At 70.1% G+C, this 23,034-nt stretch carries 19 protein-coding genes; 7 read left to right on the top strand and 12 right to left on the bottom strand.

Annotated elements, in window-relative coordinates; all coding sequences use genetic code 11:
• Positions 1–351 precede the first annotated feature (351 nt).
• Both AB0I28_RS16120 and AB0I28_RS16115 read left to right on the top strand, forming a co-directional pair.
• Positions 352–1,359, top strand: coding sequence for an acyl-CoA desaturase (locus AB0I28_RS16120; protein ID WP_357493829.1), 1,008 nt, complete (start codon positions 352–354; stop codon positions 1,357–1,359).
• Between the two features lie 53 nt (positions 1,360–1,412).
• Positions 1,413–2,024 carry a TetR/AcrR family transcriptional regulator gene (locus AB0I28_RS16115; RefSeq protein WP_357493827.1) on the top strand — a complete coding sequence of 204 codons (612 nt, stop codon included), beginning with the start codon at positions 1,413–1,415 and terminating at the stop codon, positions 2,022–2,024.
• A 35-nt stretch (positions 2,025–2,059) separates the two neighbouring features.
• On the opposite strand, the gene AB0I28_RS16110 is transcribed toward AB0I28_RS16115, so the two are convergent.
• Genes AB0I28_RS16110 through AB0I28_RS16090 form a run of 5 tightly spaced genes read right to left on the bottom strand, consistent with a single transcriptional unit; the run spans position 2,060 to position 6,722 of the window.
• Positions 2,060–2,668, bottom strand: a complete 609-nt coding sequence (locus AB0I28_RS16110; RefSeq protein WP_357493825.1) for a DUF4383 domain-containing protein — start codon at positions 2,666–2,668, stop codon at positions 2,060–2,062.
• Positions 2,669–2,705: 37 nt separating this feature from the next.
• Entirely contained in the window at positions 2,706–4,502 is a 1,797-nt protein-coding gene (locus tag AB0I28_RS16105; protein ID WP_357493824.1) for an ABC-F family ATP-binding cassette domain-containing protein, read from the bottom strand.
• Positions 4,503–4,537: 35 nt separating this feature from the next.
• Positions 4,538–5,464 carry a 4-(cytidine 5'-diphospho)-2-C-methyl-D-erythritol kinase gene (locus tag AB0I28_RS16100; RefSeq protein WP_357493822.1) on the bottom strand — a complete coding sequence of 309 codons (927 nt, stop codon included), beginning with the start codon at positions 5,462–5,464 and terminating at the stop codon, positions 4,538–4,540.
• Entirely contained in the window at positions 5,461–6,318 is an 858-nt protein-coding gene (gene rsmA, locus AB0I28_RS16095; RefSeq protein WP_357493820.1) for a 16S rRNA (adenine(1518)-N(6)/adenine(1519)-N(6))-dimethyltransferase RsmA, read from the bottom strand. Before rsmA ends, AB0I28_RS16100 begins: the two co-directional genes overlap by 4 nt.
• A 26-nt stretch (positions 6,319–6,344) precedes the next feature.
• A complete protein-coding gene (locus AB0I28_RS16090; RefSeq protein WP_357493818.1) occupies positions 6,345–6,722 on the bottom strand; it encodes a MarR family transcriptional regulator in 378 nt (125 codons plus the stop codon).
• A gap of 88 nt (positions 6,723–6,810) precedes the next feature.
• On the opposite strand from AB0I28_RS16090, the gene AB0I28_RS16085 reads away from it, so the two are divergent.
• Complete coding sequence (locus AB0I28_RS16085) at positions 6,811–8,283, top strand: MFS transporter (protein ID WP_357493817.1); 1,473 nt, start codon at positions 6,811–6,813, stop codon at positions 8,281–8,283.
• 74 nt (positions 8,284–8,357) lie between these two features.
• Here the strand turns inward: AB0I28_RS16085 and AB0I28_RS16080 are convergent, their stop codons facing one another.
• From AB0I28_RS16080 to AB0I28_RS16070, 3 genes are all read right to left on the bottom strand, one after another.
• On the bottom strand, positions 8,358–9,305 hold the full coding sequence (locus AB0I28_RS16080; protein WP_357493815.1) for a hypothetical protein: 948 nt from the start codon (positions 9,303–9,305) through the stop codon (positions 8,358–8,360).
• Between the two features lie 24 nt (positions 9,306–9,329).
• Positions 9,330–10,223 (bottom strand): hypothetical protein, encoded by an 894-nt coding sequence (locus AB0I28_RS16075; RefSeq protein WP_357493813.1) that lies wholly within the window; start codon positions 10,221–10,223, stop codon positions 9,330–9,332.
• A 76-nt stretch (positions 10,224–10,299) separates the two neighbouring features.
• Positions 10,300–11,505 (bottom strand): hypothetical protein, encoded by a 1,206-nt coding sequence (locus AB0I28_RS16070; RefSeq protein ID WP_357493811.1) that lies wholly within the window; start codon positions 11,503–11,505, stop codon positions 10,300–10,302.
• 72 nt (positions 11,506–11,577) lie between these two features.
• On the opposite strand from AB0I28_RS16070, the gene AB0I28_RS16065 reads away from it, so the two are divergent.
• Positions 11,578–12,465 (top strand): TatD family hydrolase, encoded by an 888-nt coding sequence (locus AB0I28_RS16065; protein ID WP_357493809.1) that lies wholly within the window; start codon positions 11,578–11,580, stop codon positions 12,463–12,465.
• Positions 12,466–13,583: 1,118 nt separating this feature from the next.
• Complete coding sequence (locus AB0I28_RS16060) at positions 13,584–13,799, top strand: hypothetical protein (RefSeq protein WP_357493807.1); 216 nt, start codon at positions 13,584–13,586, stop codon at positions 13,797–13,799.
• Between the two features lie 632 nt (positions 13,800–14,431).
• Here the strand turns inward: AB0I28_RS16060 and AB0I28_RS16055 are convergent.
• The 3 genes from AB0I28_RS16055 to AB0I28_RS16045 form a co-directional block, all read right to left on the bottom strand.
• Complete coding sequence (locus AB0I28_RS16055) at positions 14,432–14,938, bottom strand: gluconokinase (RefSeq protein ID WP_357493805.1); 507 nt, start codon at positions 14,936–14,938, stop codon at positions 14,432–14,434.
• Between the two features lie 2 nt (positions 14,939–14,940).
• Positions 14,941–16,746 (bottom strand): methionine--tRNA ligase, encoded by a 1,806-nt coding sequence (metG, locus tag AB0I28_RS16050; protein WP_357493804.1) that lies wholly within the window; start codon positions 16,744–16,746, stop codon positions 14,941–14,943.
• An 873-nt stretch (positions 16,747–17,619) separates the two neighbouring features.
• Positions 17,620–18,402: a hypothetical protein gene (locus tag AB0I28_RS16045; RefSeq protein ID WP_357493802.1), complete on the bottom strand. Its 783-nt coding sequence runs from the start codon at positions 18,400–18,402 to the stop codon at positions 17,620–17,622.
• A gap of 287 nt (positions 18,403–18,689) precedes the next feature.
• Between AB0I28_RS16045 and AB0I28_RS16040 the strand changes: the two genes are divergently transcribed.
• The gene (locus AB0I28_RS16040; protein WP_357493800.1) at positions 18,690–20,990 is read left to right on the top strand and encodes a transglycosylase domain-containing protein; all 2,301 of its coding nucleotides are present in this window, start codon (positions 18,690–18,692) and stop codon (positions 20,988–20,990) included.
• A gap of 74 nt (positions 20,991–21,064) precedes the next feature.
• Positions 21,065–21,736, top strand: coding sequence for a Crp/Fnr family transcriptional regulator (locus tag AB0I28_RS16035; RefSeq protein ID WP_357493798.1), 672 nt, complete (start codon positions 21,065–21,067; stop codon positions 21,734–21,736).
• 696 nt (positions 21,737–22,432) lie between these two features.
• Here the strand turns inward: AB0I28_RS16035 and AB0I28_RS16030 are convergent.
• Positions 22,433–23,017: a Pycsar system effector family protein gene (locus tag AB0I28_RS16030; RefSeq protein WP_357493797.1), complete on the bottom strand. Its 585-nt coding sequence runs from the start codon at positions 23,015–23,017 to the stop codon at positions 22,433–22,435.
• Positions 23,018–23,034 lie beyond the last annotated feature (17 nt).

The raw sequence follows: 23,034 nt of genomic DNA, 5'->3' as shown, positions 1-23,034 counted from the left end.
TTGTCCCTTCGTTCGAGAAAGGTCTCTCACGAGGTCAAACGAACTGCCGTTCGATAGGACACGCGTTCGGGGAGGAATTGTTTCCGCAGGTCAGGGGCATCACACAAAGCGACTCGGCCCCTCCGGGAGTAGTCCCTCGCATACATGCGAGCGTTACTGGGTACCTTCTCTGGGCAAGCTCGGAGTCGTCCGCCGGATCCCCCGCCGAGACGCCTTCCGCGACCTCTCCGGCGACCTCTCCCCAGGGATCTCCCAGCAAATAGGGGACCTAGACCCCCTAGAAACCTACGCACCCGTAGGCTACGGTTTCGTAGGTAAGTCCGCCTTCCCGCTCTCCACCTGCGAGGATCCATGACCACACCCGCGATCGACGCGTCTGGCGCGTCCCAGGTAACCCCGAAGGAAACCGCCGCAAACGCGCCCAAGCCGCTCACCAGCGGCAAGCAGAGCCGAACCACGCTCGCCGGACTGTGGGCCTTCGTCGTCCTGCCGTTCCTGGCGCTGATCGTCGCCGTGCCGTTCGCATGGGGCTGGGGCCTGTCCTGGGTGGACGTCGCCATCGCGGTGGTCATGTACTGCATCTCCGGGTTCGGCGTGACGGTCGGCTTCCACCGTTACTTCACCCACGGTTCGTTCAAGGCCAAGCGGTGGCTGCGCGTAACGCTCGCCGTCGCCGGTTCGATGGCCGTGGAGGGTTCGGTGATCCAGTGGGTCGCCGACCACCGTCGTCACCACATGTTCAGCGACGTCGAGGGCGACCCGCACTCGCCGTGGCGTTTCGGTGAGACCAAGCGCGGCCTGGTCAAGGGCCTGTGGCACGCGCACGTCGGCTGGATGTTCAGCCGCGACCTGTCCAACAAGGACCGCTTCACCCCCGACCTGATGGCCGACAAGGACATCCGTCGTGTCGACGACATGTTCCTGTGGCTGACGATCACGACCGCTTTCGCGCCGGCCGTCGCCGGTGGTCTGATCACGTGGTCGTGGCAGGGCGCGGTGACCGCGTTCTTCTGGGGCACCCTGATCCGCATCGGCCTGCTGCACCACATCACCTGGTCGATCAACTCCGTCTGTCACGTCTACGGTGAGCGCCCGTTCGCCACCCGCGACGGCGACAAGGCCTCGAACTTCTGGCCGCTGGCGATCATCTCGATGGGCGAGTCCTGGCACAACCTGCACCACGCGGACCCGACCTGCGCCCGGCACGGTGTGCTGAAGGGGCAGATCGATCCCTCGGCGCGGGTGATCTGGGCCTTCGAGAAGTTCGGCTGGGTCTCGAATGTGCGCTGGCCCAAGCAGGACCGGCTTGAGGCTAAGATGGCCGAACAGCGTGAAAAACGTTCGAAAGCCTCGGTGTGAGCGAAGAAAAAGCTTCTCGTGCGAACCCGGCCCGTTCATCGGGCCGGGTTCGCATGTCTGCGCCCAAGCGTCGTGAGCAGCTGATCGCGGTGGCGCGCAAGACCTTCGCGGAGCGCGGTTACGACGGTACGAGCGTCGAGGAGATCGCGGCTCGGGCGAAGGTGTCGAAGCCGGTCGTGTACGAGCACTTCGGGGGCAAGGAAGGGCTGTACGCGGTCGTCGTGGACCGTGAGGTGACCTCGCTGCTGGACCGGATCGCGCGTGCGCTGACCGGTGAGCATCCTCGGGTCCTGGTGGAGCAGGCGGCGCTGGCGCTGCTGGACTACATCGAGGGCGACACCGACGGGTTCCGGGTGCTGGTGCGCGATTCACCGGTGGGCGCGGGCGGGAGTTTCTCCAGCGTCCTCAACGAGGTGGCCCACCAGGCCGAGCACATCCTGGACCGCGAGTTCAAGTCGCGCGGCTATGACACCAAGCTGGCGGAGTTGTACTCGCAGGCGCTGGTGGGGATGGTCGCGCTGACGGGTCGCTGGTGGCTGGACGCACGCAAGCCTCGCAAGGAGGTCGTCGCGGCGCACCTGGTGAACCTGGCGTGGAACGGTTTGAGTCATCTTGACGCGAAGCCGTCGCTGAGCCCGGCGTCCTCGGACGACCGGGACGATTAAGGGGCTCGCGACGGCTTCGCTGGAAGTCGTGCGGGTCAGTGTTTCTCTTTCTCTCCCGCGCTGAGTTTCTCGGCACCGTCGCTGTCGCCGGGAGTGCTGTCCTCCTTGTCGGCGACGACCTCGGTGATGTCGACGGGCTCGTTGCCGTCCTCGCTGCCGACGACTCCGGTCTCGCGGCCGACGGTGCGGTGGCGCCGGGCTTCCTCGGCGGTCTCCATCTGGACGCTCCCGACGCGGCCGTAGAGGCCGGCGGTGAACATGATGAGACCGAGGATCGCCGACACCACGCAGGTGCTGACGCCGAAGCCGAGGTAGTTGAGGTCGGTGCGCAGCAGCAGGAGCATCAGCATGCTGGCCAGCATGAACACCGCGCCGGCGATGAGGTTGATCCAGCGGTCGATGTTGCGGCCGATCAGCGCGCCGATGATCACGACGGCGCCGACGGCGATGGACAGGGTGCTGAAGGCCGGGTTGGCGCGCAGGCCGAGGACCCAGGGCAGGCCCTCCTGAGCGGTCCAGGCGAGGTCCAGGTCGCGGGTCTTGATGAAGCCGAGGATCCCGAAGACGAGGATGTAGACGCCGGTCAGGAAGGCGAGTCCGCGCCACAAGGGGCGTAGCCGGTGGTTGATAGGTAGGTGATCCACACCGGTGATTGTCCCGTACGGCCGTCGGGGTGTGGCGTTAACCCTCTGCATCGGCCAGTTCGAGCCAGCGGGTCTCGATGTCCTCCTTCTCGGCGACCAGTGCGTTGAGTTCGCCGTTGAGTTCGGTGAGGCGCTGGTGGTCGGTGGCCGCGTCGGCGAGTTTCTGGTGCAGCACGGCCTCCTTCTTGGTGAGTTTGTCGAGCTGGCGTTCGAGCCGCTTGAGTTCCTTCTGGGCTTCGCGGTTGACGGTGTGCTTGCTGGGGACGCCGGTGCCGGTGCGGGTGGCAAGGGGTGAGCCGCCGTCGGCGGCGAGTTTGGCCTCGGCGAGTTCGAGGTATTGGTCGACGCCGCCGGGGAGTTCTTTGATGGTGCCGTCGCCGAGGAGGGCGATGGTCTTGTCGGTGACGCGTTCCAGGAGGTAGCGGTCGTGGCTGGCGACGATGAGGATGCCGGTCCAGCTGTCGAGGAGGTCTTCGAGGGCTTGGAGGGTGTCGATGTCGAGGTCGTTGGTGGGTTCGTCGAGCAGGAGCGTGTTGGGTTGCTCGGCGAGGAGGCGGAGTAGTTGGAGGCGCCGGCGTTGTCCGCCGGAGAGGTCGCGGACGTGGGTCCAGAGGTGTTTGTCGGTGAAGCCGAAGATCTCGGCGAGTTGTCCGGCGGTGACCTCGCGGTCTCCGAGGGTGAAGCGGTTGCCTTTTTCCTGGATGGCTTCGAGGAGGCGCAGGCCGCCGGGGAGGTCGTGGAGTTCCTGGGTGAGCATGGCGGGTTTGACGGTGGTGCCGGTGTCGACGGTGCCGTCGGTGGGTTTCTGGGTGCCGGTGAGCAGGCGGAAGAGGGTGGATTTGCCGGCGCCGTTGGCGCCGACGAGGCCGATGCGGTCGCCGGGGCCGGCGTGCCAGTCGACGTGGTCGAAGATTTTGCGGTCGTTGAATTCGACGGTGACGTTGTCGAGTTCGTAGCCGCGTTTGCCGAGGCGAGTCATGGCCAGGCGGGCGAGGGTGAGGGTGTCGCGGGGTTCGGGGACGTCGGCGATGAGGGCGTCGGCGGCGTTGATGCGGAATTTGGGTTTGCTGGTGCGGGCGGGGGCGCCGCGGCGTAGCCAGGCGAGTTCTTTGCGGACGAGGTTCTGGCGGCGTTCTTCGGTGGCGGCGGCTTGGCGGTCTCGTTCGGCGCGGGCGAGGATCCAGGCGGAGTAGCCGCCTTCGTAGGTGTTGATGGTCTGGTCGGTGACTTCCCAGGTCGTTTCGCAGACGGCGTCGAGGAACCAGCGGTCGTGGGTGACGGCGATGAGGGTGCGGGCGTTGGCGGTGAGCCAGCTGGCGAGCCAGTTGATGCCGGTGATGTCGAGGTGGTTGGTGGGTTCGTCGAGGATGAGGACGTCGACGGGGCGGGTGAGCAGGGCTGCCAGGGCGACGCGGCGGCGTTCTCCGCCGGACATGGTGTCGGTGGGGCTGTCGAGGCCGAGGTTGTGCATGCCGAGGCCGTCGAGGATGTTGCGGATGGCGGCGTCGCCGGCCCAGTGGTGTTCGGCGGTGTGCTCGGTGGGCAGCCATGCGTCGCCGAGGACGATGTCGGCGATGGTGGCGCCGGTGGGGTACTCGATGGTCTGCGGGAGCATGCCGACGCGCAGGTCGCGGCGGTGGGTGATGCGGCCGGTGTCGGGTTCCTCGGTTTTGGCGATCAGGCGCAGCAGCGTGGTCTTGCCGGTGCCGTTGAGCCCGACGATGCCGATGCGGTCGCCGGTGTTGACGCCGGTGGACAGGTCGTTGAACAGGGTGGTGGTGCCGTAGGACTTGCCGACGGTGTCGAGGTTGATGAGGTTTCCGGTGTTGGCCACGGTGTAACTGTAGGAGGGCCGGTGGCGGGCTGGTTTCAGGCTTCGGTGAGGGTGGCGCCGGGTACGGGGCTTTCGGCGGTGTGGATCTCGCGGGCGACGCGGCGGAGGGTGAGTCGTTTGGCGAGGCTTCCGGCGTGGCGTTCGTCGCGGGCGAGGAAGAGGCAGGAGGGGCCGGAGCCGGAGACGAGTGCGGTGAGGGCGCCTTCGTCGAGGCCGGCTTGGAGTGTGTCGGCCAGGCTCGGCATGAGGGTGGTGGCGGCTTGCTGCATGTCGTTGTGGAGGGCTTTGGCGACGGTGTCGGGGTCGCTGTTGCGGATGGCGGCGAGGAGCGCGTCGACGTTGTCGTGGTAGGTGCCGTGGCCGTTTTCGCGGAGGCGGTCGACTTCGCGGTAGACGGCGGGGGTGGCCAGTTCGCCGTGGGCGGTGGCGATGACCCAGTGGCGGGTGCCGGTGGACAGGACGGGGTGGAGTTGTTCGCCGCGTCCGGTGCCCAGGGCGGTGCCGCCGTGGAGGCAGAAGGGGACGTCGCTGCCGAGGGCGGCGGCGAGTTTGTCGAGTTCGGCGGGCGTGAGGCCGGTGTTCCACAGGGTGTTGCAGGCGATGAGGGCGGCGGCTGCGTCGGCGCTGCCGCCGGCGAGTCCGCCGGCGATGGGGATGCGTTTTTTGAGGTGGAGGTGGGCGCCGGTCCGGGTGCCGGTGTAGGCGGCGAGTTCGGCGGCGGCGAGGTGGGCGAGGTTGCGGCGGTCGGTGGGGAGGGTGTCTTGGCCTTCGCCTTCGATGGTGAGGGTGATGGTGTCGGCGGGGGTGGCGGTGAGTTCGTCGTAGAGGGAGATGGATTCGAAGACGGTGGTGAGGTCGTGGTAGCCGTCTTCGCGGAGGGGGCCGATGCCGAGGTGGAGGTTGATTTTGGCGGGGACGCGCACGCGCACGGTGGTGTCGGTGTGGGCGAGTGCTTCGGTCATGGTCGGTCCCCTGTGGGCTTGGCGGCGGCGATGGCGGCGAATTGTTCGATGGTGAGGGCTTCGCCGCGGGCGGTGGGGTCGACGCCTGCGGTGGTGAGGATGTCGGCGGCGTTGTTGGGGTTGCCGGCCCAGGTGGCGAGTGCGGAGCGGAGGGTTTTGCGGCGTTGGGCGAAGGCTGCGTCGATGACTTTGAAGGTGGCGTCGCGGTCGCCGGTGGGGGGTTCGTGGCGGGTGAAGGCGACGAGGCCTGAGTCGACGTTGGGGATGGGCCAGAAGACGCCGCGGGGGACGGGGCCGGCGCGTCGGGCGGTGGCGTACCAGGCGAGTTTGGCGCTGGGGATGCCGTAGGTCTTGTTGCCGGGGGGTGCGCAGAGGCGGTCGGCGACTTCGGATTGGACCATGACGAGGCCGTGGTCGAGGGTGGGGAGTTCGGAGAGGAGGTGGAGTACGACGGGGACGGCGACGTTGTAGGGGAGGTTGGCGACGAGGGCGGTGGGGGCGGGTCGGCCGATTTCGTCGCGGGTGACGCGCATGGCGTCGGCGGTGTGGATTTGGAGTTTGGGGGCGTCGGTGGGGGCGTGGACGCGGATGGTCTCGGGGAGGGCGCGGGCGAGTCGGGGGTCGATTTCGACGGCGTGGAGGTGGGTGCAGAGGGGGAGGAGGGCGAGGGTGAGGGAGCCGAGGCCGGGGCCGACTTCGATGACGGTGTCGCCGGGGTCGAGTTTGGCGGCGGCGGCGATGCGTCTGACGGTGTTGGCGTCGATGACGAAGTTTTGGCCGAGGGTCTTGGTGGGGCGCACGTCGAGGGCTTTGGCGAGGGCCCTGATGGTTGATGCGCCCAGTAGTTCGCTCACCGCCACGATCTTAGGGGGTGGTGTTTTCAGGCGAGGTGTTCGGCGAGGACGGCGCGTTGTGTCTCGCGGGCTTGGGCGTGTTTGGTGCGGCCGGTGTCGGTGATGCAGACGAAGATGGAGCGTCGGTCGTCGGGGCACATGCCGCGGTTGACGAGGCCGTCTCGTTCGAGTCGGGCGACGGCTCGGGAGAGGGCGCTTTGGGAGAGGTACATGTCGGTGGCGAGTTCGTTCATGCGGCGTTTGTCGCATTGGGCGTCGACGAGGCGGTCGAGGGCTTCGAATTCGCTCATGCCGATGCCGTGGGCGTCTTGGAGTGCGCGTTCGAGGGCGCAGGAGACGGCGGAGTAGCAGGAGAGGACGTCTCGCCACCGTTCTACGAGGTTCGTTTCGGGCGTCGCTGCCATGGTCGGCATCCTAGCATGAGCGTGCATTTGATGCAATTGCATTAACCAGCTTGCGCATCAAATGCACATGCATGTAGTGTCCGTCGACGTGACCGCTATCGCAACCACCCCCGCAACGCCCGCCCCCATCGGCGCCGATCCCGTCCCCGTCACGCCCGAGCGCTGGCCGCGCCGGATGTGGGGCCTGCTCATCGTCTTGTGCGTCGTGCTGTTCCTCGACGGTCTCGACATCTCCATGGTCGGCGTCGCGCTCCCCTCCATCGGCGGCGAACTGGGCCTGACCACCTCCAGCCTCCAGTGGATCGTGTCCGGCTACGTGCTGGGCTACGGCGGCCTGCTCCTGCTGGGCGGCCGCACCGCCGACCTGCTCGGCCGCCGCGACGTCTTCCTCATCGCGCTGGCCGTGTTCGCCGTGGCCTCGCTGCTGGGCGGGCTGGTCGACTCCGGGCCGCTGCTGATCGCCACCCGCTTCATCAAGGGCGTCAGCGCCGCGTTCACCGCCCCGACCGGACTGTCGATCATCACCACGACCTTCGCCGAGGGCAAGGCCCGCAACAAGGCCCTGTCGATCTACACCGTCTTCGGCGCCTCGGGCTACTCCTCCGGGCTCGTCTTCGGCGGGCTCATGACCGGGCTGGGCTGGCGCTGGACCTTCCTGCTGCCCGTCCCGATCGCCGCCGGCGCGCTGCTGGCCGCGTGGTTCCTCATCCCCCGCGACAAGCCCGCCACCGAAGGCGGACACGACATCCTCGGCGCCCTGTTCTCCACCGGCGGGATGCTGCTGCTGGTCTACACCGTCGTCGCCGCCCCCGAGCACGGCTGGGGCTCACCGCTGACGCTGCTGTCCTTCGCCGGCGCGATCGCCCTGCTGGCGGCGTTCATCGTCGTCGAACGCAAGGTCGAGCACCCCCTGGTACGCCTGTCGATCCTCAAGAAGGGGACGCTGCTGCGCGCCAACATCGCCGTCATCGCCCTGGGCGGGTCCTACATGTCCTTCCAGTTCATGGTCTCGCTCTACCTGCAGCAGGCACTGGGCTGGAGCCCCCTCGAAATGGCCCTCGCCCTGCTGCCCGCCGGACTGCTCGTCGCGTTCAGCGCGCCGTTCGCCGGCAACCTCATCGACCGCTTCGGCACCGCCCGCTTCATCATCGGCGGACTGACCGCCCTGACAGTCGGCTACGTGCTGTTCCTGCGCATCGACGTCCACCCCGTCTACGCCACCATGATCCTGCCCAGCGTCCTGCTGCTCGGCATGGGCTTCGCCCTGGGCTTCCCCTCCATCAACGTGCAGGCCACCGCCGGCATCCACGACGACGAGCAGGGCCTTGCCGCCGGTCTCGTCCAGACCGGCATGCAGGTCGGCTCCGCTCTCGTCCTGGCCGTCACCACCGCCATCATCGCCACCGACAACGCCACGCCCTCGGCCGAGGAGACCCTGAGCGCCTTTCGCCCCGGCCTGATCTTCGTGACCTTCGTGGCACTGGCCGGACTCCTCGTCGTCCTCACACCGCTGCTGCGCCGCCGCCGCGGCCGCCACGAGGCCGGCCGCGCCACCACCTGACCCGGGGAGGCGACACCCGAGGGCCCGCACTTGGTGGAGTGCGGGCCCTCGGCCTGTTCGGACCGCCCCACCCATCACCCGTCGACACCACGCCCCCTCCCCCGCAGCACATGCCACACCCCACCCGCCACCAGCGCGAGCAAGGCGACGTTCAGAAGCGCGCCCACCGGCCAGAACCGGGCGGCACGCCACAACGGCACCTCGATGAAGGACTCCCAAAGCAGCGAGAAGACGAGCACCGCGGCCACCACGAGGAAACTCGGCACCGCCGCCACCAGGCCCAGCCCCATCCAGAAACCCGACGGGTGCCCGCCGCGCCGCCCCACCGCCCGAGCGCCGCGCCACCCGGCGAACCCGCCCAGCACCGCGCCGACCAGGACCAGCCACGTATGCCACTGCGAAGGCACCCGCCACACCCCCACCGAGGGCGTCTCCCCACCCTCGGCGAAGAACCGCACGAGCACCCCGTCCCGGCGCCCCTCGACCACACCGGGGTCGGCGACGTGCGCCTCCCACCCCGCGGCGGCCAGCCGCTCCAAGGCCCCGGCCAGGCGGCGCTCATTGTCGGCGGGCGACTCGGGGTCGACGTGGGGCCGCCCTTCCGGCGCCTCCGCCCAGCCCTGCGGCGGCGGCCAGCCGACCAGGTGGCCACGGTCCTGCGTGTCATCACCGACCAGGGCCCGCAACCAGCCCGGCGCCGGCGGAAGGAGATCCTCGTGCGGGCCCTGGCTGTAGCCGTGGGAGCCCGGTTCGAGCGACCCGAGCGCGCGCTCGGGCCACACCGTCTCCGCGATCGCCACGACCTCGTCGCCGGAGGGCAACTCGCCCTCACCGTCGTCACCGGCGAGGGAACCGAGCATCGCGCCGAGAGTCAGGCCGACGCACGCGGCCAGCACGCGCACCAGCCTCCCGCCGGCCCGCGGCGGCACGCGATCCTCGAACCGCCGGCCCACCGCAAGCGCGCCCGGATCATCCGGCCAGGCGCCCGCCTGCGGCGCCGATCCCCCGAACCCGTCGACCACGAATCCACCTTCGCTCACTCGGATCTAGGACCGGCCGGGACGCGAACCGGACCCCGCTCGCCGCAGCACATGCCACACCACACCCGCCACCAGCGAGAGCAGGGCCACGTTCGAGAACGCCCCCAGCAGCCACATCCGCCCGTGCCGCCACAGCGGAACGTCGAGGTGCGGCAGCGCGAACAACAGGAGCACCAGCCCCGACCCGATCATCAGGAAACTCGGGACCGCCAGCACCAGGCCCAGCCCCATCAGGAAATCCGAGGGATGCGCGTCCCGCCCGGTATTGCGCCGCTGCACCAGCCGCGACCCGAAGTACCCGGCCGCGCCGCCCAGCAGCACCCCCACCAGAACGCACCACCCGTGCCAGTCGGAGGCCACCCGCCACACCGACATGAACGGCGTGTCCCCACCGCTGGCGAAGAACTGCACCAGGACACCGTCCCGGCGCGCCTCGATCATCTCGTCGTAGGGCCGGTGCACATCCCACCCGCCGGCCGACAGGCGCCGCTCGGCCTCGGCGAGCCGCCGCTCGTTGTCGGCGGGCGACTCGGGATCGACGTAAGGCCCGCCCTCCGGCGGCTCGGTGTAGCCCTCCGGGGCCGGCCAGTCGAGCTGGATCCCGGCGTCCTGCGTGGCGTCGCCGGCCAGGACCTGCAGCCAGCCTGGCACCTGCGGATAGATGTCCTCGTGCGGCTCCTGGCTGTAGCCGGGGCCGCCGGGCGCAATCGGGCCGAGCGCCCGCTCAGGCCACAGCTCCACCGCGATCGCGGCGACCTCGGCGTCGGAGGGCAACTCACCCTCGCCGTCATCGCCGGCCAGTGAGCCGATCATCGCCCCCAGCGTCACTCCGACGCAGACGGCGAGCACGCGAAAGACCTTGCGGGCGGTGGAGGGGGGTGTGGGGTCGTGGGGTGGCACGGCGTCTCCTCGACAGCGGGGCTATCGCGCTACTCTACATAGGGTCGCCGGGAAAGTCACCGCCCACAAGGGACGATCACGACCGGTAGGCGGTCTCCGTCGGCGGGCGGCGCTCGGGCTCCGCCGAGGGTGCCCAGCACTCGTAGACGCCCCGCTCGACGCACTCGGCGCCGGTCGTCAGCACCGAGCCCTCGTCGGGGGCGGCCAGTCGCAGGCGTGTCCACCCGTCCTGTTCACTCACCACCGACACGGCCACGCCCCGCCAGGAGGCCGTCTCGGCCGACCTGCGCACCGCGGTCACCGGGAAGCGCGCCGCCTGCGACTTCGCGGCCATCCGGAAGCCGTGCGGCGGGTCGGCCACCGCCGGGTGCCGCTGCCCCCGGTACTCCCCCGACAATCCCGCGAACGCGCTCGCGGGTACCGGGAACCACTCTTGGTGGGGTTCGACGCCGGGCAGTTCGGCCTGCACCTCGCGCCACCGCGAGCCCGCCATGCGCGTCCAGGCGCCCTGCTCCACGACGAGCTGGAACAAGGTCACCTCCGTTCCGTCACCGGTGTAGGCGAGGATCTCGCTGCGCGCGGGCAGCGGAACGTCGGCCAGGCCGGGGGTCACGAACTCCGGCAGCAGGTACTGGTTGCTCGGGGCGAACCCCGTGCCCAGGACCGGTCCGCCCCGCCGCGAGCTCCCCGGGATCCGGGCCAGGCCGGCGAAGGCCTCACCGGCCGGGACGATGTAGTCGGCGGGGTCACCGGCGCGCCAGCGCAGCGCGAAGGCCGCGAAGTCGTCGCCGGGCTGCGGGTCGCCGGCCAGGACCCGCCGCTGGCCGGGCGTGCGCAGATGCGCCACGTCGTGTTCGCGGAAGCAGAAGCCGGCCACCACCGGCGGCGAGGTCAGCAGGCGCACCACCTGGCGCGGCGAGAGCGGCTTGACCATCCGGGTGCCGCACCGCACGCGCGCCGAGTCGCGCACCGCGCGCAGCAGCGCCCGCGTCGGCTCGTCGCCGAACGGGGACTGGCTCTGCTCGTGGATGCGGCGCCACGACACGCCCGCCGCCAGCGGCGCCGACAGCAGCGACTCCGCGCACGCCACGATCGCCGACTCGCCCCCGACCTCGCTGACGTGCACGAAGCGGCGGTAGGGCCAGCGCGCCTCGGGACGTGGATTGGGCAGGAAACCCCGCGCGGGCTCGGCGGTGAACAACTCGTAGGCGGCACCGTCGGCGATCATCTCGGCCGCGTATCGCACACCCCGGTACTCGACAGTGGGCGGCTGTGTACTCACAGGAGGCACGCTAGGCGACCCGAGTGAATATCCGGTTAACCCGGCGCCTACGGTCGTGCCATCCTTGACCCGATGTCTCGATCGAATCGCAAAAGCGCAGGCCGCACCGGGGAGCGACCCCCGGCGCCCGAGCCACTGAACGTCGGCGTGCCCGACAGCCACACCCACCTCGACATCGTCTTGTCGGGCGAGTGGGGTGAGGACTCCGCCGGGCCGCCGGCGCCGGAGTCGGCGGCCGTCACCGCCGAACTCGACGCCGCCACCGCCACCGGGATCACCCGCGTCGTGCAGGTCGGCGTCGACGTCGGCAGCTCCCGCTGGGGCGCCGACCTCGCCGCCCACGACCCCCGCGTCGTGGCCGCCGTGGCCCTCCACCCGAACGAGGCGCCCGTTCTCGACGACCTGGAGGCGGCGCTGGCCGAGATCGACAAGATGGGCGCCGAACCCCGCGTCCGCGCCTTCGGTGAAACGGGACTCGACTCCTACCGCACCGGCGACGAGGGCCTGGCCGCCCAGGAGTACTCCTTCCGGCGGCACATCGGCATGGCCAAGGCGCACGGCAAGGCGCTGGTCATCCACGACCGCGAGATGCACGAGCAGGTCCTGCGCGTCCTCGACGACGAAGGCGCCCCCGACACCGTCGTCCTGCACTGCTTCTCCGGCGACGCCGACTTCGCGCGCGAATGCGTCTCCCGCGGCTACCACCTCAGCTACGCCGGCAACGTCACCTTCAAGAACGCCCAGAACCTCCGCGACGCCGCACTGGTGACACCCGTCGAGCAGATGCTCGTCGAAACCGACGCGCCGTTCCTCACCCCCATGCCCTACCGAGGCCGCAACAACGCGCCCTACCTGGTGCCCATCACGGTCAGGTACCTCGCCGAACTCAAGGGCGTCGACCTCGACGAGTTCTGCGCCGGCCTCGCCGCGACGGGGACACGGGTGTTCGGGGAGTGGTGACGCGGGGGACTGTACCGGCTTGTCCCGGCTTGTCCCGCCGGGGCGGCGGTGGACGCGCGCTCGCCGGCTTGACCGGTGACAGGCCCGCCGCTCGTTGCCGGTGAGCCGGTGAGCCGGTGAGAAGGACGTCAGGCGGAATCGGCTGACCGTTCGCCTCCCTCGCCGCCGAAGGCGCGGGGATGCGTCGGTCCGCCGACCAGGAGGAGCCGCCGAAGGCGCAGGGATGCGTAGGCCCGCCGACCGCGCAGCCCTCGCCCCGCCGACCGCCGCGTGGTCAAGCGGCCGTGCACCCCGCGGAGAGGCGGCAGGCGGAGAATCTCGCGATGCTGCGCCATCCGCCGCCAACACAACTCGCGCCGCCACCGGCTGCCACCTACATGGGTGGGCAAACGGGCAAACGGGGAGTGGGCAAGCGGGCGACGCCGGCCCGCGCTGCACGCCATGGCGCCACCTGCGTGAGGCGGGGGCGGCGGCCCGCCGCTTGCAAGCCGGCTTCGTCCAGCGCCGACCGCCGACCGCCGATCGCCCACCGCCGACCGACAGGCGGACGGGTGGGTGTGGCGGGCAGAGGGTCGCGAACTCCGCCAGTGCCTTGCCCTCGCCGGCGCCGGCGCCGTGGGAGTTCAACTTCCCCTCGCCGGCGCCGTGGGGAGGTTGACGGCGAGCGGCACCGCCGCAGGGACACACGCAACCACCGTCGTAGTAGGTACGGACGCGGGCGAGCGCGAAAGCGCGTCAGCAGACGGCGGGTTCGCACTGCGCCCACCATGGCGCCGCCAACGACGCAGGAGATAGCGGCGCCGTCCCCGACTGGCCGGTCTTCTCACCCAAGCGTCAATGGGGGGACCCGGCCACGCAATCTCTCCACCGCAGGCATAGCGGTCACGCGGTCACGCGGTCACGCGGTCACGCGGTCACGCGGTCACGCGGTCACGCGGTCACGCGGTGGATTGTCAAGCTCTCCAGCCCAGCCACCGTAGGCCGGCGGGCGACGGGTGGGCGCGAGGGCACTTCCGCCGCCCGAGATTGCCCGCAGTGCCGGCGACAACGAAGGGGATCCAGTTGCACAACCCGTCTGCCTCCGGCGTAGCCACCAGACGGACAGCCAGAGGATCGCCGTGCTGCCGAGCCCACCACCGCGCGCTCAGCGCCAAATCCCAGCGCCGGTGCTGGGCCCGGTGCCGACGCCGGGCCTGACGCAGGTGCAGGTGCAGGTGCTGAGCGGGGCGCAGGTCCTGAGCCCGGTGCCGGTACTGAGTCCGGTGCCGGGCCTGGCGCAGGTGCTGATGCTGATGCTGCAAGGCTCCGCAGATCCCGCCGCCGCAAGCGGCTAGGCGAGCAAGCGGGAGGCTCGATCGCGCTGCGCACCCCGACGCCGTCCAACGCGAAGCCGAAAGCCGCGGCGACCACCGGCAGCCGGCCAGCGCGCCAGGCGGCAAGGCGGCAAGGCACCAGCGATGGCTTCCGCTCAGCGCGGTCGGGCCGCAGTCCCGAGCGGGCCGGTCGGCCGGTCGGCCGGTCGGTGGATCGGTGGGTCGGTCGGGCCGCAGTCCCGAGCGGGCCGGTCGGCCGGTCGGCCGGTCACGAGAGGATTCGCCGGCCGGGCACCGCACTCGCGCCAGGACCTATCCGTCCTCGGGCGTCCGTCGGCGCTCACGGCGGCTCGCACTGCCATCCGCACGAACCTGCGCCGGCCCCACTACCCGCCAACCCGCTGCACCCACCGCCAGCCCACTGCACCCATGCCGCCCAACGCGCGGGGATGCCCGCGCCACTGCGGCGCCCCGCCAGTCGGCGGTCCACCGCACACCGGCGACGTCCGGCACCCGCGGAAGTCGGCCACGCGAAGCGCAACCCCAACCTGCCGGTGACGCCGTCGCCGTAGAACTCGACGAATTCGCCGACGACGCCGTGGCCCCGCACCCCGCCCCGCACCCCGCCCCTACCCCGCCGCCACCTCGCGCCCCTACCCTGTCTCCTCCAGCGCCTCCACGACCATGTCCACCGTCTCCTCCAGCCCTTCCGGGCTCTCCACCGTCACGCCGTCCTCGTCGGGGCGAAGCGGTTGGAGGTCGGCGAGTTGGCTGGCCAGGAGCTCGGGCGGCATGAAGTGGCCGGTGCGTTCGCGGACGCGCACGGCGATCTCCGCCGGCGCGGGCGCGAGGTGCACGAAGCGGACGCGGCCGGGGGCGGTGCGGAGGACCTCGCGGTAGGCGTACTTGAGCGCCGAGCAGGCGACGACCGTCGGCCGGCCCTCGTGGTCGTACTCGGCGGTCCAGGCGGCAACGGCGTGGAGCCAGGGTTCGCGGTCGGCATCGGTGAGGGGGTGTCCGGCGCGCATCTTGGCGACGTTGCGGGCGGGGTGGAAGTCGTCGGCGTCGGCGAAGGCGACGTCGAGGCGCGCGGCGAGGAGGCGGCCGACGGTGGTCTTCCCGCTGCCGCTGACGCCCATGACCACCAGATGCTCGGCCACGTCTACTCCTCCGCCTCCAGGCGGGCGAGTTCCTCGTCGACGACGGAGGGATCGAGTTTGGTGAAGATCGGGACGGGCTTGTCCAGGGGGGTGCCGACCTTGATGGGCGTCGACTCCCAGGCGGGGGCGCCGGTGTAGTCGCCGGTGATGACGGGGTAGGTGCGCTCGCCGATGGGTCCGGTGCCGTCGAGGTCGGGGACCTCTTCGATGCGGGGCATGGCGGCGAAGACGCCGGTGCCGCCGAGGAGTTCGTGGATCTTCTGGGAGGAGTGCGGCAGGAAGGGCGCCAGGAGGGTCTTGCAGTCGGCGACGGCCTGGAGGGTGACGTGCAGGATGGTGCCCTGGCGGGCGCGGTTCTCCTCGCCCTTGAGCTTCCAGGGCTCCGACTCCGAGACGTACTTGTTGGCCGCGGCGACGGCTTTCATGGCCTCGCCGATGGCGGCCTTCTGGCGGTGGCGGGAGATGAGGTCGCCGACGGCGGCGAACGCGGCGCGGGTGGTCTCCAGCAGCTCGCGGTCGACGTCGGTGAGCTCGCCGGCCTCGGGGATGCCGCCGAAGTTCTTGGCGGCCATGGCCACGGCGCGGTTGACGAGGTTGCCCCAGGAGGCGACGAGTTCGTCGTTGTTGCGGCGGACGAACTCCGCCCAGGTGAAGTCGGTGTCCTGGGTCTCGGGTCCGGCGACGGCGAAGAAGTAGCGCAGGGCGTCGGCGTCGTAGCGGGCGAGGAAGTCGCGGACGTAGATGACGACGCGGCGCGAGGAGGAGAACTTGCGTCCCTCCATGGTGAGGAACTCGCTGGAGACGACCTCGGTGGGCAGTTCGAGGGCGCCGAGGGCGCCGGGCTTGCCGCCCTTGGTGCCGCCGCCGTTGTTGCCCAGGAGCATCGCCGGCCAGATCTCGCTGTGGAAGACGATGTTGTCCTTGCCCATGAAGTAGTACGACAGGGCCTGCGGGTCTTGCCACCACTGGCGCCATGCGTCGGGGTCGCCGCTGCGGCGGGCCCACTCGATGCTGGCCGACAGGTAGCCGATGACGGCGTCGAACCAGACGTAGAGGCGCTTGTCCTTGCGGTCGCGCCAGCCGTCGAGGGGGACGGGGACGCCCCAGTCGAGGTCGCGGGAGATGGCGCGCGGCTTGAGGTCGCCCAGCAGGTTGCGGGTGAAGCGGACGACGTTGGGGCGCCAGCCGTCGCGGGTGTCGAGCCAGGCGCCGAGGGCGTCGGCGAAGGCGGGGAGGTCGAGGAAGAAGTGCTCCTCCTCGACGAACTTCGGGGTCTCGCCGTTGATGCGCGACACGGGGTTGATCAGGTCGGTGGGGTCGAGCTGGTTGCCGCAGTTGTCGCACTGGTCGCCGCGGGCGCCGTCGTAGCCGCAGATGGGGCAGGTGCCCTCGATGTAGCGGTCGGGCAGGGTCCGGCCGGTCGAGGGCGAGATGGCGCCGAGGGTCGTCTTGGGGAGGATGTAGCCGTTGTCGTACAGGGCCGTGAAGATCTCCTGCACCACCTGGTAGTGGTTGCCGGTGGTGGTGCGGGTGAACAGGTCGTAGGTGAGGCCGAGGGCGACGAGGTCTTCGACGATGACGCGGTTGTACTTGTCGGCCGCCTCGATCGCGGTGAGGCCCTCGTTGTCGGACTGGACGAGGATGGGCGTGCCGTGCTCGTCGGTTCCCGAGACCATGAGGACGTCGTGACCGGCCATGCGCATGTACCGGCTGAAGATGTCGGCGGGGACCCCGAAGCCGGAGACGTGGCCGATGTGACGCGGCCCGTTGGCGTAGGGCCAGGCGACGGCCGTCAAGACGTGACTCATGGTGCCCAAGCCTACCGGCGGCCTTCGCGGCCTCCGCCCCGCTATACGGCACGCCGACCGGGACGCAAATGCCGCGCACCCGACCTGCCTTGGGGTGGAATGGGAGCCATGTCCGAGAACGCGGGGGAACGTCCGTCCGCCGGCAACGGCGCCGATACGGGCACGTCCGAGGAGAGCAGCGAGCAGCCCCAGGCCCTCGCCGGCGTGGAGATGGTCAATCTCCCCCACCAGGAGGGCGAGCGGCACGTCGAGGCCGACGAGAAGGAGCCCGCGAAGAAGGCGCCCGAGCGCGCGCGGCCTCGCGCCGTGGAGAACATCGCGGCGATCTGGGACGACTCTCCGCGCCCACCGCTGGCGAAGCGGGCCAAGCCCGAGCCGCCGCCGAAGGCGTCGCGCGGTCCGCTGGCGGGTCTGGCGTGGCTGATCGCGCTGTCGCTGCTGGCGGCGTTCTTCGCGTGGGTGTCGGCCGAGCCGTTCTGGATGTCGGTGGGTCACGCCCAGGAGGGGACGGTGACGGTCACCAGCTGCAAGGGCGATGGGGCGACCCACCGGTGCGCGGGCGCGTTCGTGTCCGCCGACGGCGCGGTGCGCATTCCGTACGCGTCGATCACCGGAGGCGGGAGCGGGAGCCAACTGGGCCAGACACTGCCGGCAGTGGCCGTCGACGACGGTGGGCGCACGATCTACACCGGCGACACCACCGGGTTGTTCCTGCGCTGGGGCATCGGCCTGGTCCTCGTCCTGATCTGCGCGTCCGCGCTGACCTTCGCCACCGGCGCGTGGCGGCTGACCGGGCGCCACCGGCGCCTGGCGGTCGGTCTGAGCTTCAGCGGGCCGATCCTGCTGGCCGTCGGCATCATCGCCGCGGCCTGGTTAGCGGCCCGCCGCGAGGTTGACCGCGACGGTGACCAGCGCCGCCAGCGCGTAGGCGGCCGCGCCGGAGGCGACGACGCGGGTGCGGCGGCGCTCGTCGAGGCGGGTCGCCGACAGCACCAGCGCCAGCACCGGCAGGACACCGACGGCGTGCATGGTCACCGCGTGGGTGGGCTTGAGCCATCCGGCGGTCTCGTAGGCGGCGGTCTGCTCACCGCCGTTGGCGAGCGTGACGCCGACGGCGATCATCACCGCGCCGCTGATCATCGCGCCCATGAGAATGACCAGCCCGGCACGAACGGCAAGGCGCATGCTCGGCGCGGTCGCAGGAGCCGGGCGCAACGACAGGACCGTCAGGACCAGCACGGAGGCGACGATGACCGCTCCCCCGGCGGCCAGCGTCGCGGTGATCGCCGAGGACGTGCCGTCTTCGTAGTTGAAGTGCGAGGGCACCTCGCGCCAGGCCTGCGCGGTGATGCCGGCGACCTCGGCGACCGACGCGGCGGTGAAGGCGCCGAGGAGAACGCGACGCACGACCGGCCGCATCGCGACGTACGACGAGACCCACACCAGGCACGCCAGCGTCACTCCGAACGACACGCCGAAGGTGACGGCTTTGCGCCAGGAAACCGGCCCCGCCCACGGGCCGCCGTCGACGAGGAACACCACGGCGTGGAACAGACCGGAGGTGAACAAGACGGCCGCGGCAAGGTGAGCGGCGCGCTCGACGGGACGGCCATGAGTCCACAAGGAGGTGACGGCGCGAAACAGGCGTTGGGGCATGTCGGCAACGCTATGGAGCGACGGCGGCCGGCGCGTCGGGCGAGCGCGGTAACCGTGTCTACGCCCGGCGGAGTAGGGGCGGGCGGGTCAACCGTGAAGGTGTTTCACGCGTGTCCTGTAAGGAGCGGAGAACCATCGATGGGGCGGATCACGTTGTGACCGTGCGCACCCGAGTGCACTCGTTGCGTGTCGGGGGGCGTCTACTGCACGTAACGTCGGGGCTCGATTCAGGCGCGGAGGCGAGTGTGGCGGGGACGGTATACCGGGGAACGGGCGCGCGGGCGCCGATGACGAGGGGCCGGGCGGTCCTCACGCTGCTGATGACGGGGGTCATCGGGGGGCTGGTGGTCGCGTTGGCGATGCTGCCGCTGGTCGGCGGGACGGGCCTGGCGACGAAGGCGGGGGCCGACTCGTTCACGACGACGCCCGACGACCTGCGTCTGCCGCCGCCTCCGAAGGCCTCGACGCTGTACGCGTCGGACGGCACGACGGTCATCACGACCTTCTACGACCAGTACCGTGTCGACATCGCCAGCGAGGACATCCCGCAGGTGATGAAGGACGCGATCATCGCCGCCGAGGACCAGCGCTTCTACGAGCACCAGGGCGTCGATCCCAAGGGCGTGCTGCGTTCGCTGTTCGCCAACCTCGCCGAGGGCGGGGTCGCGCAGGGCGCCTCGACGCTGACGATGCAGTACGTGCGCAACGCGCTCCTGTACGGCGCCACGACGCCCGAGGAGGCGCGTGCGGCCACCGACCAGACGCCGGCGCGCAAGCTGCGCGAGGCGCGTCTGGCGCTGGGGGTCGAAAAGCAGCTCGACAAGGAGCAGATCCTCACCAACTACCTCAACATCACCTACTTCGGCAACGGCGCCTACGGGATCGGCGCGGCGGCGTGGGTGTACTTCGGCAAGACCGCGCAGGAGCTGAACCTGGCCGAGGCGGCGACGCTGGCCGCGCTCGTGCAGTCGCCGACCGCCTACGACCCGATCAACGGGGACAAGGAAGCCGCCAAGACCCGCCGCAACTACGTCGTCGACCAGATGGTGAAGACCGGCGCGATCGACCAGGCCACCGCCGACGCCACCAAGCCCGGGAAGATCAAGACGCACGCGAAGTCGATCCCGAACAGCTCCGGCGGCGCCAGCGACCCCGACTGGGGCTTCTTCGCCGACTACTTCTCGCAGTGGTGGCAGCAGCAGACCGCCTTCGGCGCCACGCCCGAGGAGCGGCTCAACCTGCTGCGCCGCGGTGGGTACCAGATCGTCTCGACGCTCGACGTCGACGTGCAGAACGCCGCCGACGAGGCCACCGCCGCGCAGATCGGGAAGGACTCGCCCTACGCGCTCGGGTCGGTCACCGTCGAGCCCGGCACCGGGTACGTGCGCAACATGTCGGTGAACCGGAAGTACTCCACCGACCTGTCGAAGAACGGCGACAACACCGGCGGTCCCGGCAAGGGCACCTATCCGGCCACGACGAACCCGCTGCTGTCGGGCGGGGGTTCGGTCTCGGGCTACCAGGCCGGTTCGACGTTCAAGATGTTCACCATGCTCGCCGCCCTCGACGCGGGCATGACCCTCGACACGACGATCTACTCGCCGCACCAGTACCGGTCGAAGTACTTCGGCGGGGCCGGGTCGAGCGCCTGCGGGAACATGTACTGCCCCAGCAACGACAGCACGTCGATGACGGGCAACCAGACCATGTGGTCGGGCTTCGGGAAGTCGGTGAACACCTACTTCATCCAACTGGAGGAGCGCGTGGGGGCCGACAAGGCCGTCGCGATGGCCGAGCGGCTGGGCATCACCTGGAAGACCGGGGTCGACCGGCAGCAGGCCGCCAACGCCGTCGACTGGGGGTCGTTCACGCTCGGCGTGGCCGACGTGACACCGCTGGAGATGGCCGCCGCGTACGCCACCATCGCCGCCGAGGGCATCTACGCCACGCCTACGCCGGTCGTGTCGATCAGCGGCGCCTCGGGTGCCGAGGTCGCCGTCGAGCGCCCCGAGCCGCGGCGCGTCATCAGCGCCGACGTGGCGCGCGCCGCCACCGACGCCGCCCGCTGCACCACCGGCTACGGCTCGGCCGCAGGGTCCTGCGGCGGCTGGTCCACCGCGCCCGGCGTGTCCGGGACCGTCGGCGGGCCCGTCGCGGGCAAGACCGGTACCACCGAGAACAACCAGGCCGGCTGGTTCGTCGGGTACACGCCGCACCTCGCCGTCGCCTCCTTCATCTCCGACCCCGACAACCCCAACAACGCCGTCGACTACCGCTCCCACATGCCGACCGACATCGGTTCCCGCGTGCTGGCGAAGAGCTGGCAGGACAACCCGAACGGCTCGTTCACCGCGCCGACGAAGCTCGTCGGCAACGGCGTGTCCTCGGGGACGCCGTACGGCGAGGGCTCCGGCAGCGGGAACCCCGGCGGGGAACCGGGACCGGGCGGCGGGGACCCGTCGGGGGAGCCGGGGGATCCCGGGGATCCGGGACCTGGTGACCCGGGCGACCCGGGGCCCGGGGATCCGGGCGATCCGGGGCCGGGCGACCCGTCGGGCGGGCCGGAGGGGATCTTGCCGAGGGATTAGGTGCGCAGATACATTTCGGAGTGTCGGGAAGTGTACTGGGCATATTAGTTGTGCGTACCGTTACACTCAACTACATGGGACAGTCCATAATAGGTGAGCCGACTCCGTATAGCACCAAGGCGGATCTGGACGAGCTGGAGAAGCTCGGCCGACGACACGACCGCCCGGCCGGGCAGATCCTCATCGAGGAGAACGAGGATTCGGACCACGTACTGTTCCTGCTCAGCGGCTACGTCAAGATCCTCGTGAGCTGGCCGAAGCGAGCGGTCGCCATCCGCGCGCCGGGCTACTTCATCGGCGAGATGGCCGCGATCCGCAAGCAGAAGCGTTCGGCGCAGGTGGTGGCGCTGACCGACATTCAGGCACTGCTGATCCCGGCCGACAAGTTCCTGCAATACCTGGTCGATCACCCGACGGTCATGCTGGGCCTCCTCCGCGAAACCGACGAACGCCTCCTCGAACTGACTCGGAAGACAGCCAGCGCCGAGCTCAACAGTGAACTGAAACTGGCCAAGGTCATCCTCGAACTCATCGACCTGGGGTTGGGCACATCCAATGGGACCGCGGTCCGTCTGAGGTTCGGACAACGTGATCTCGGCGAGCTCGCCGGGGTGTCGCGTGAGTCGGTGGCCAAAGCGGTCGCCGCGTTCAAGAAGCAGGACCTGGTCAGCGTCGGGCGCGGGTCGGTCACGATCCTCGACCCGCAAGGGCTCCGTCGGCTCGCCGACTCCGAGACGGACGGGTGAGCGGGGAGGTGTCGGGACATGTCGCCACGAGTGGAGACCTTGATAGGTCTGACCGCGACCTTGGCCTCGGTTTCAGTGCCGGAGACCGAGCTGTCGGCGGCGGGATTCCATTCACGCCTGTTGCATCGCCGGCGGGTCTCGGGACGGGCTTCGGTGGCTCGCCAGCCGGACGGCCCGTTACCGACGGGCTCACCTTCACGGACTGCGGTCCGACGCTCCAAACGCATGTGAAACCGGGATTCCGCAGGCTCTCGCCGCATCAGACCGAACTGTTCCGGCTTCTGCTCCGGTTCGAGCTCCTTCCCGGCGAGTACGCCGTGGTCGGCGCGGCCGCCCTCATTCCGCACGGCCTGCAACGTGAGATCGGGGATCTCGACGTGGTCGTACAACCCCACGCGCTGGAGAAGGTGGAGCGGCAGTATCTACGGACCGAGAAGGTCGGAGCCGTCAAGGACTTCGGGGCCCTGACCGGTGAACCCGTCGTGCGACTCTTCGACGGCCGCCTGGAGTTCAGCACGACCTGGTTCGGTCCGTCCAGCGCCGCCGAGATCATCGGCAATGCCGACTGGTTGCGCTTCACCGACCATTCGAGCTGCACCAGGGTCGCCTTCGCCAGCCAGAACTGCGCACTGGGCTACAAACTAGACGGAAAGCGGGAAAGCGACCGAGCCGATCTGCGGTCGCTGCGCTGGCTGCTCACCGACTCGGAAGCGTTAACGCCGCAGCGGCCAATCCCAGGAGGCCCGCGCCCAGCAGAAGGTTCAGGGCGCGCCGGATCACCCGATACTTGGACTCCGCCAACGACGCCACCCCGGCGAGTTCCGTCGCGAGTGCCTCGATCCCCTCAGGTGCTCCCCCGCCGGCGCGAAGCGCGTGGTGGGCCAGCTCCTCGGGTGACATGCGCGCGTACTTCATCAACCCGAAGCGGCCTTTCAGGAAAGGACGGATCGCCAGCGCCAGCAGGATCACCGCGACGAACGCGATCGCCACGGCGGTGCCGCCTACAATCTGCGCGACACGAGGGGCGCCACCGAGAGCCGAGATGCCGATGATCAGTGCTGCACTCGCACCGGCGAGCAGAGCCTGGGCCTTGAGATCGGCTCTGGCGAGCTCCATGCGGACCATCGTGATGGCCGAATTGAGCTGAACTGACGCGTTCTCCACCACGGTCGGGTCAGCGTCAGCAGGTTCGACGTCGGGCGGCTCTCTGACGGCGGGTTTTCGGCCGGTCGCCCCGACCACCCCGGGCACCGGTGTGCTCTGCTGTCCTTTCGCCGCCATCGCCCAGCCTCCCGCAC

The sequence above is a fragment of the Phytomonospora sp. NPDC050363 genome (assembly GCF_040655735.1).
GTDB lineage: Bacteria > Actinomycetota > Actinomycetes > Mycobacteriales > Micromonosporaceae > Phytomonospora.
The sequence above is the reverse complement of the archived record's forward strand: the minus strand, read 5'-3'. Positions and strand labels throughout refer to the sequence as shown.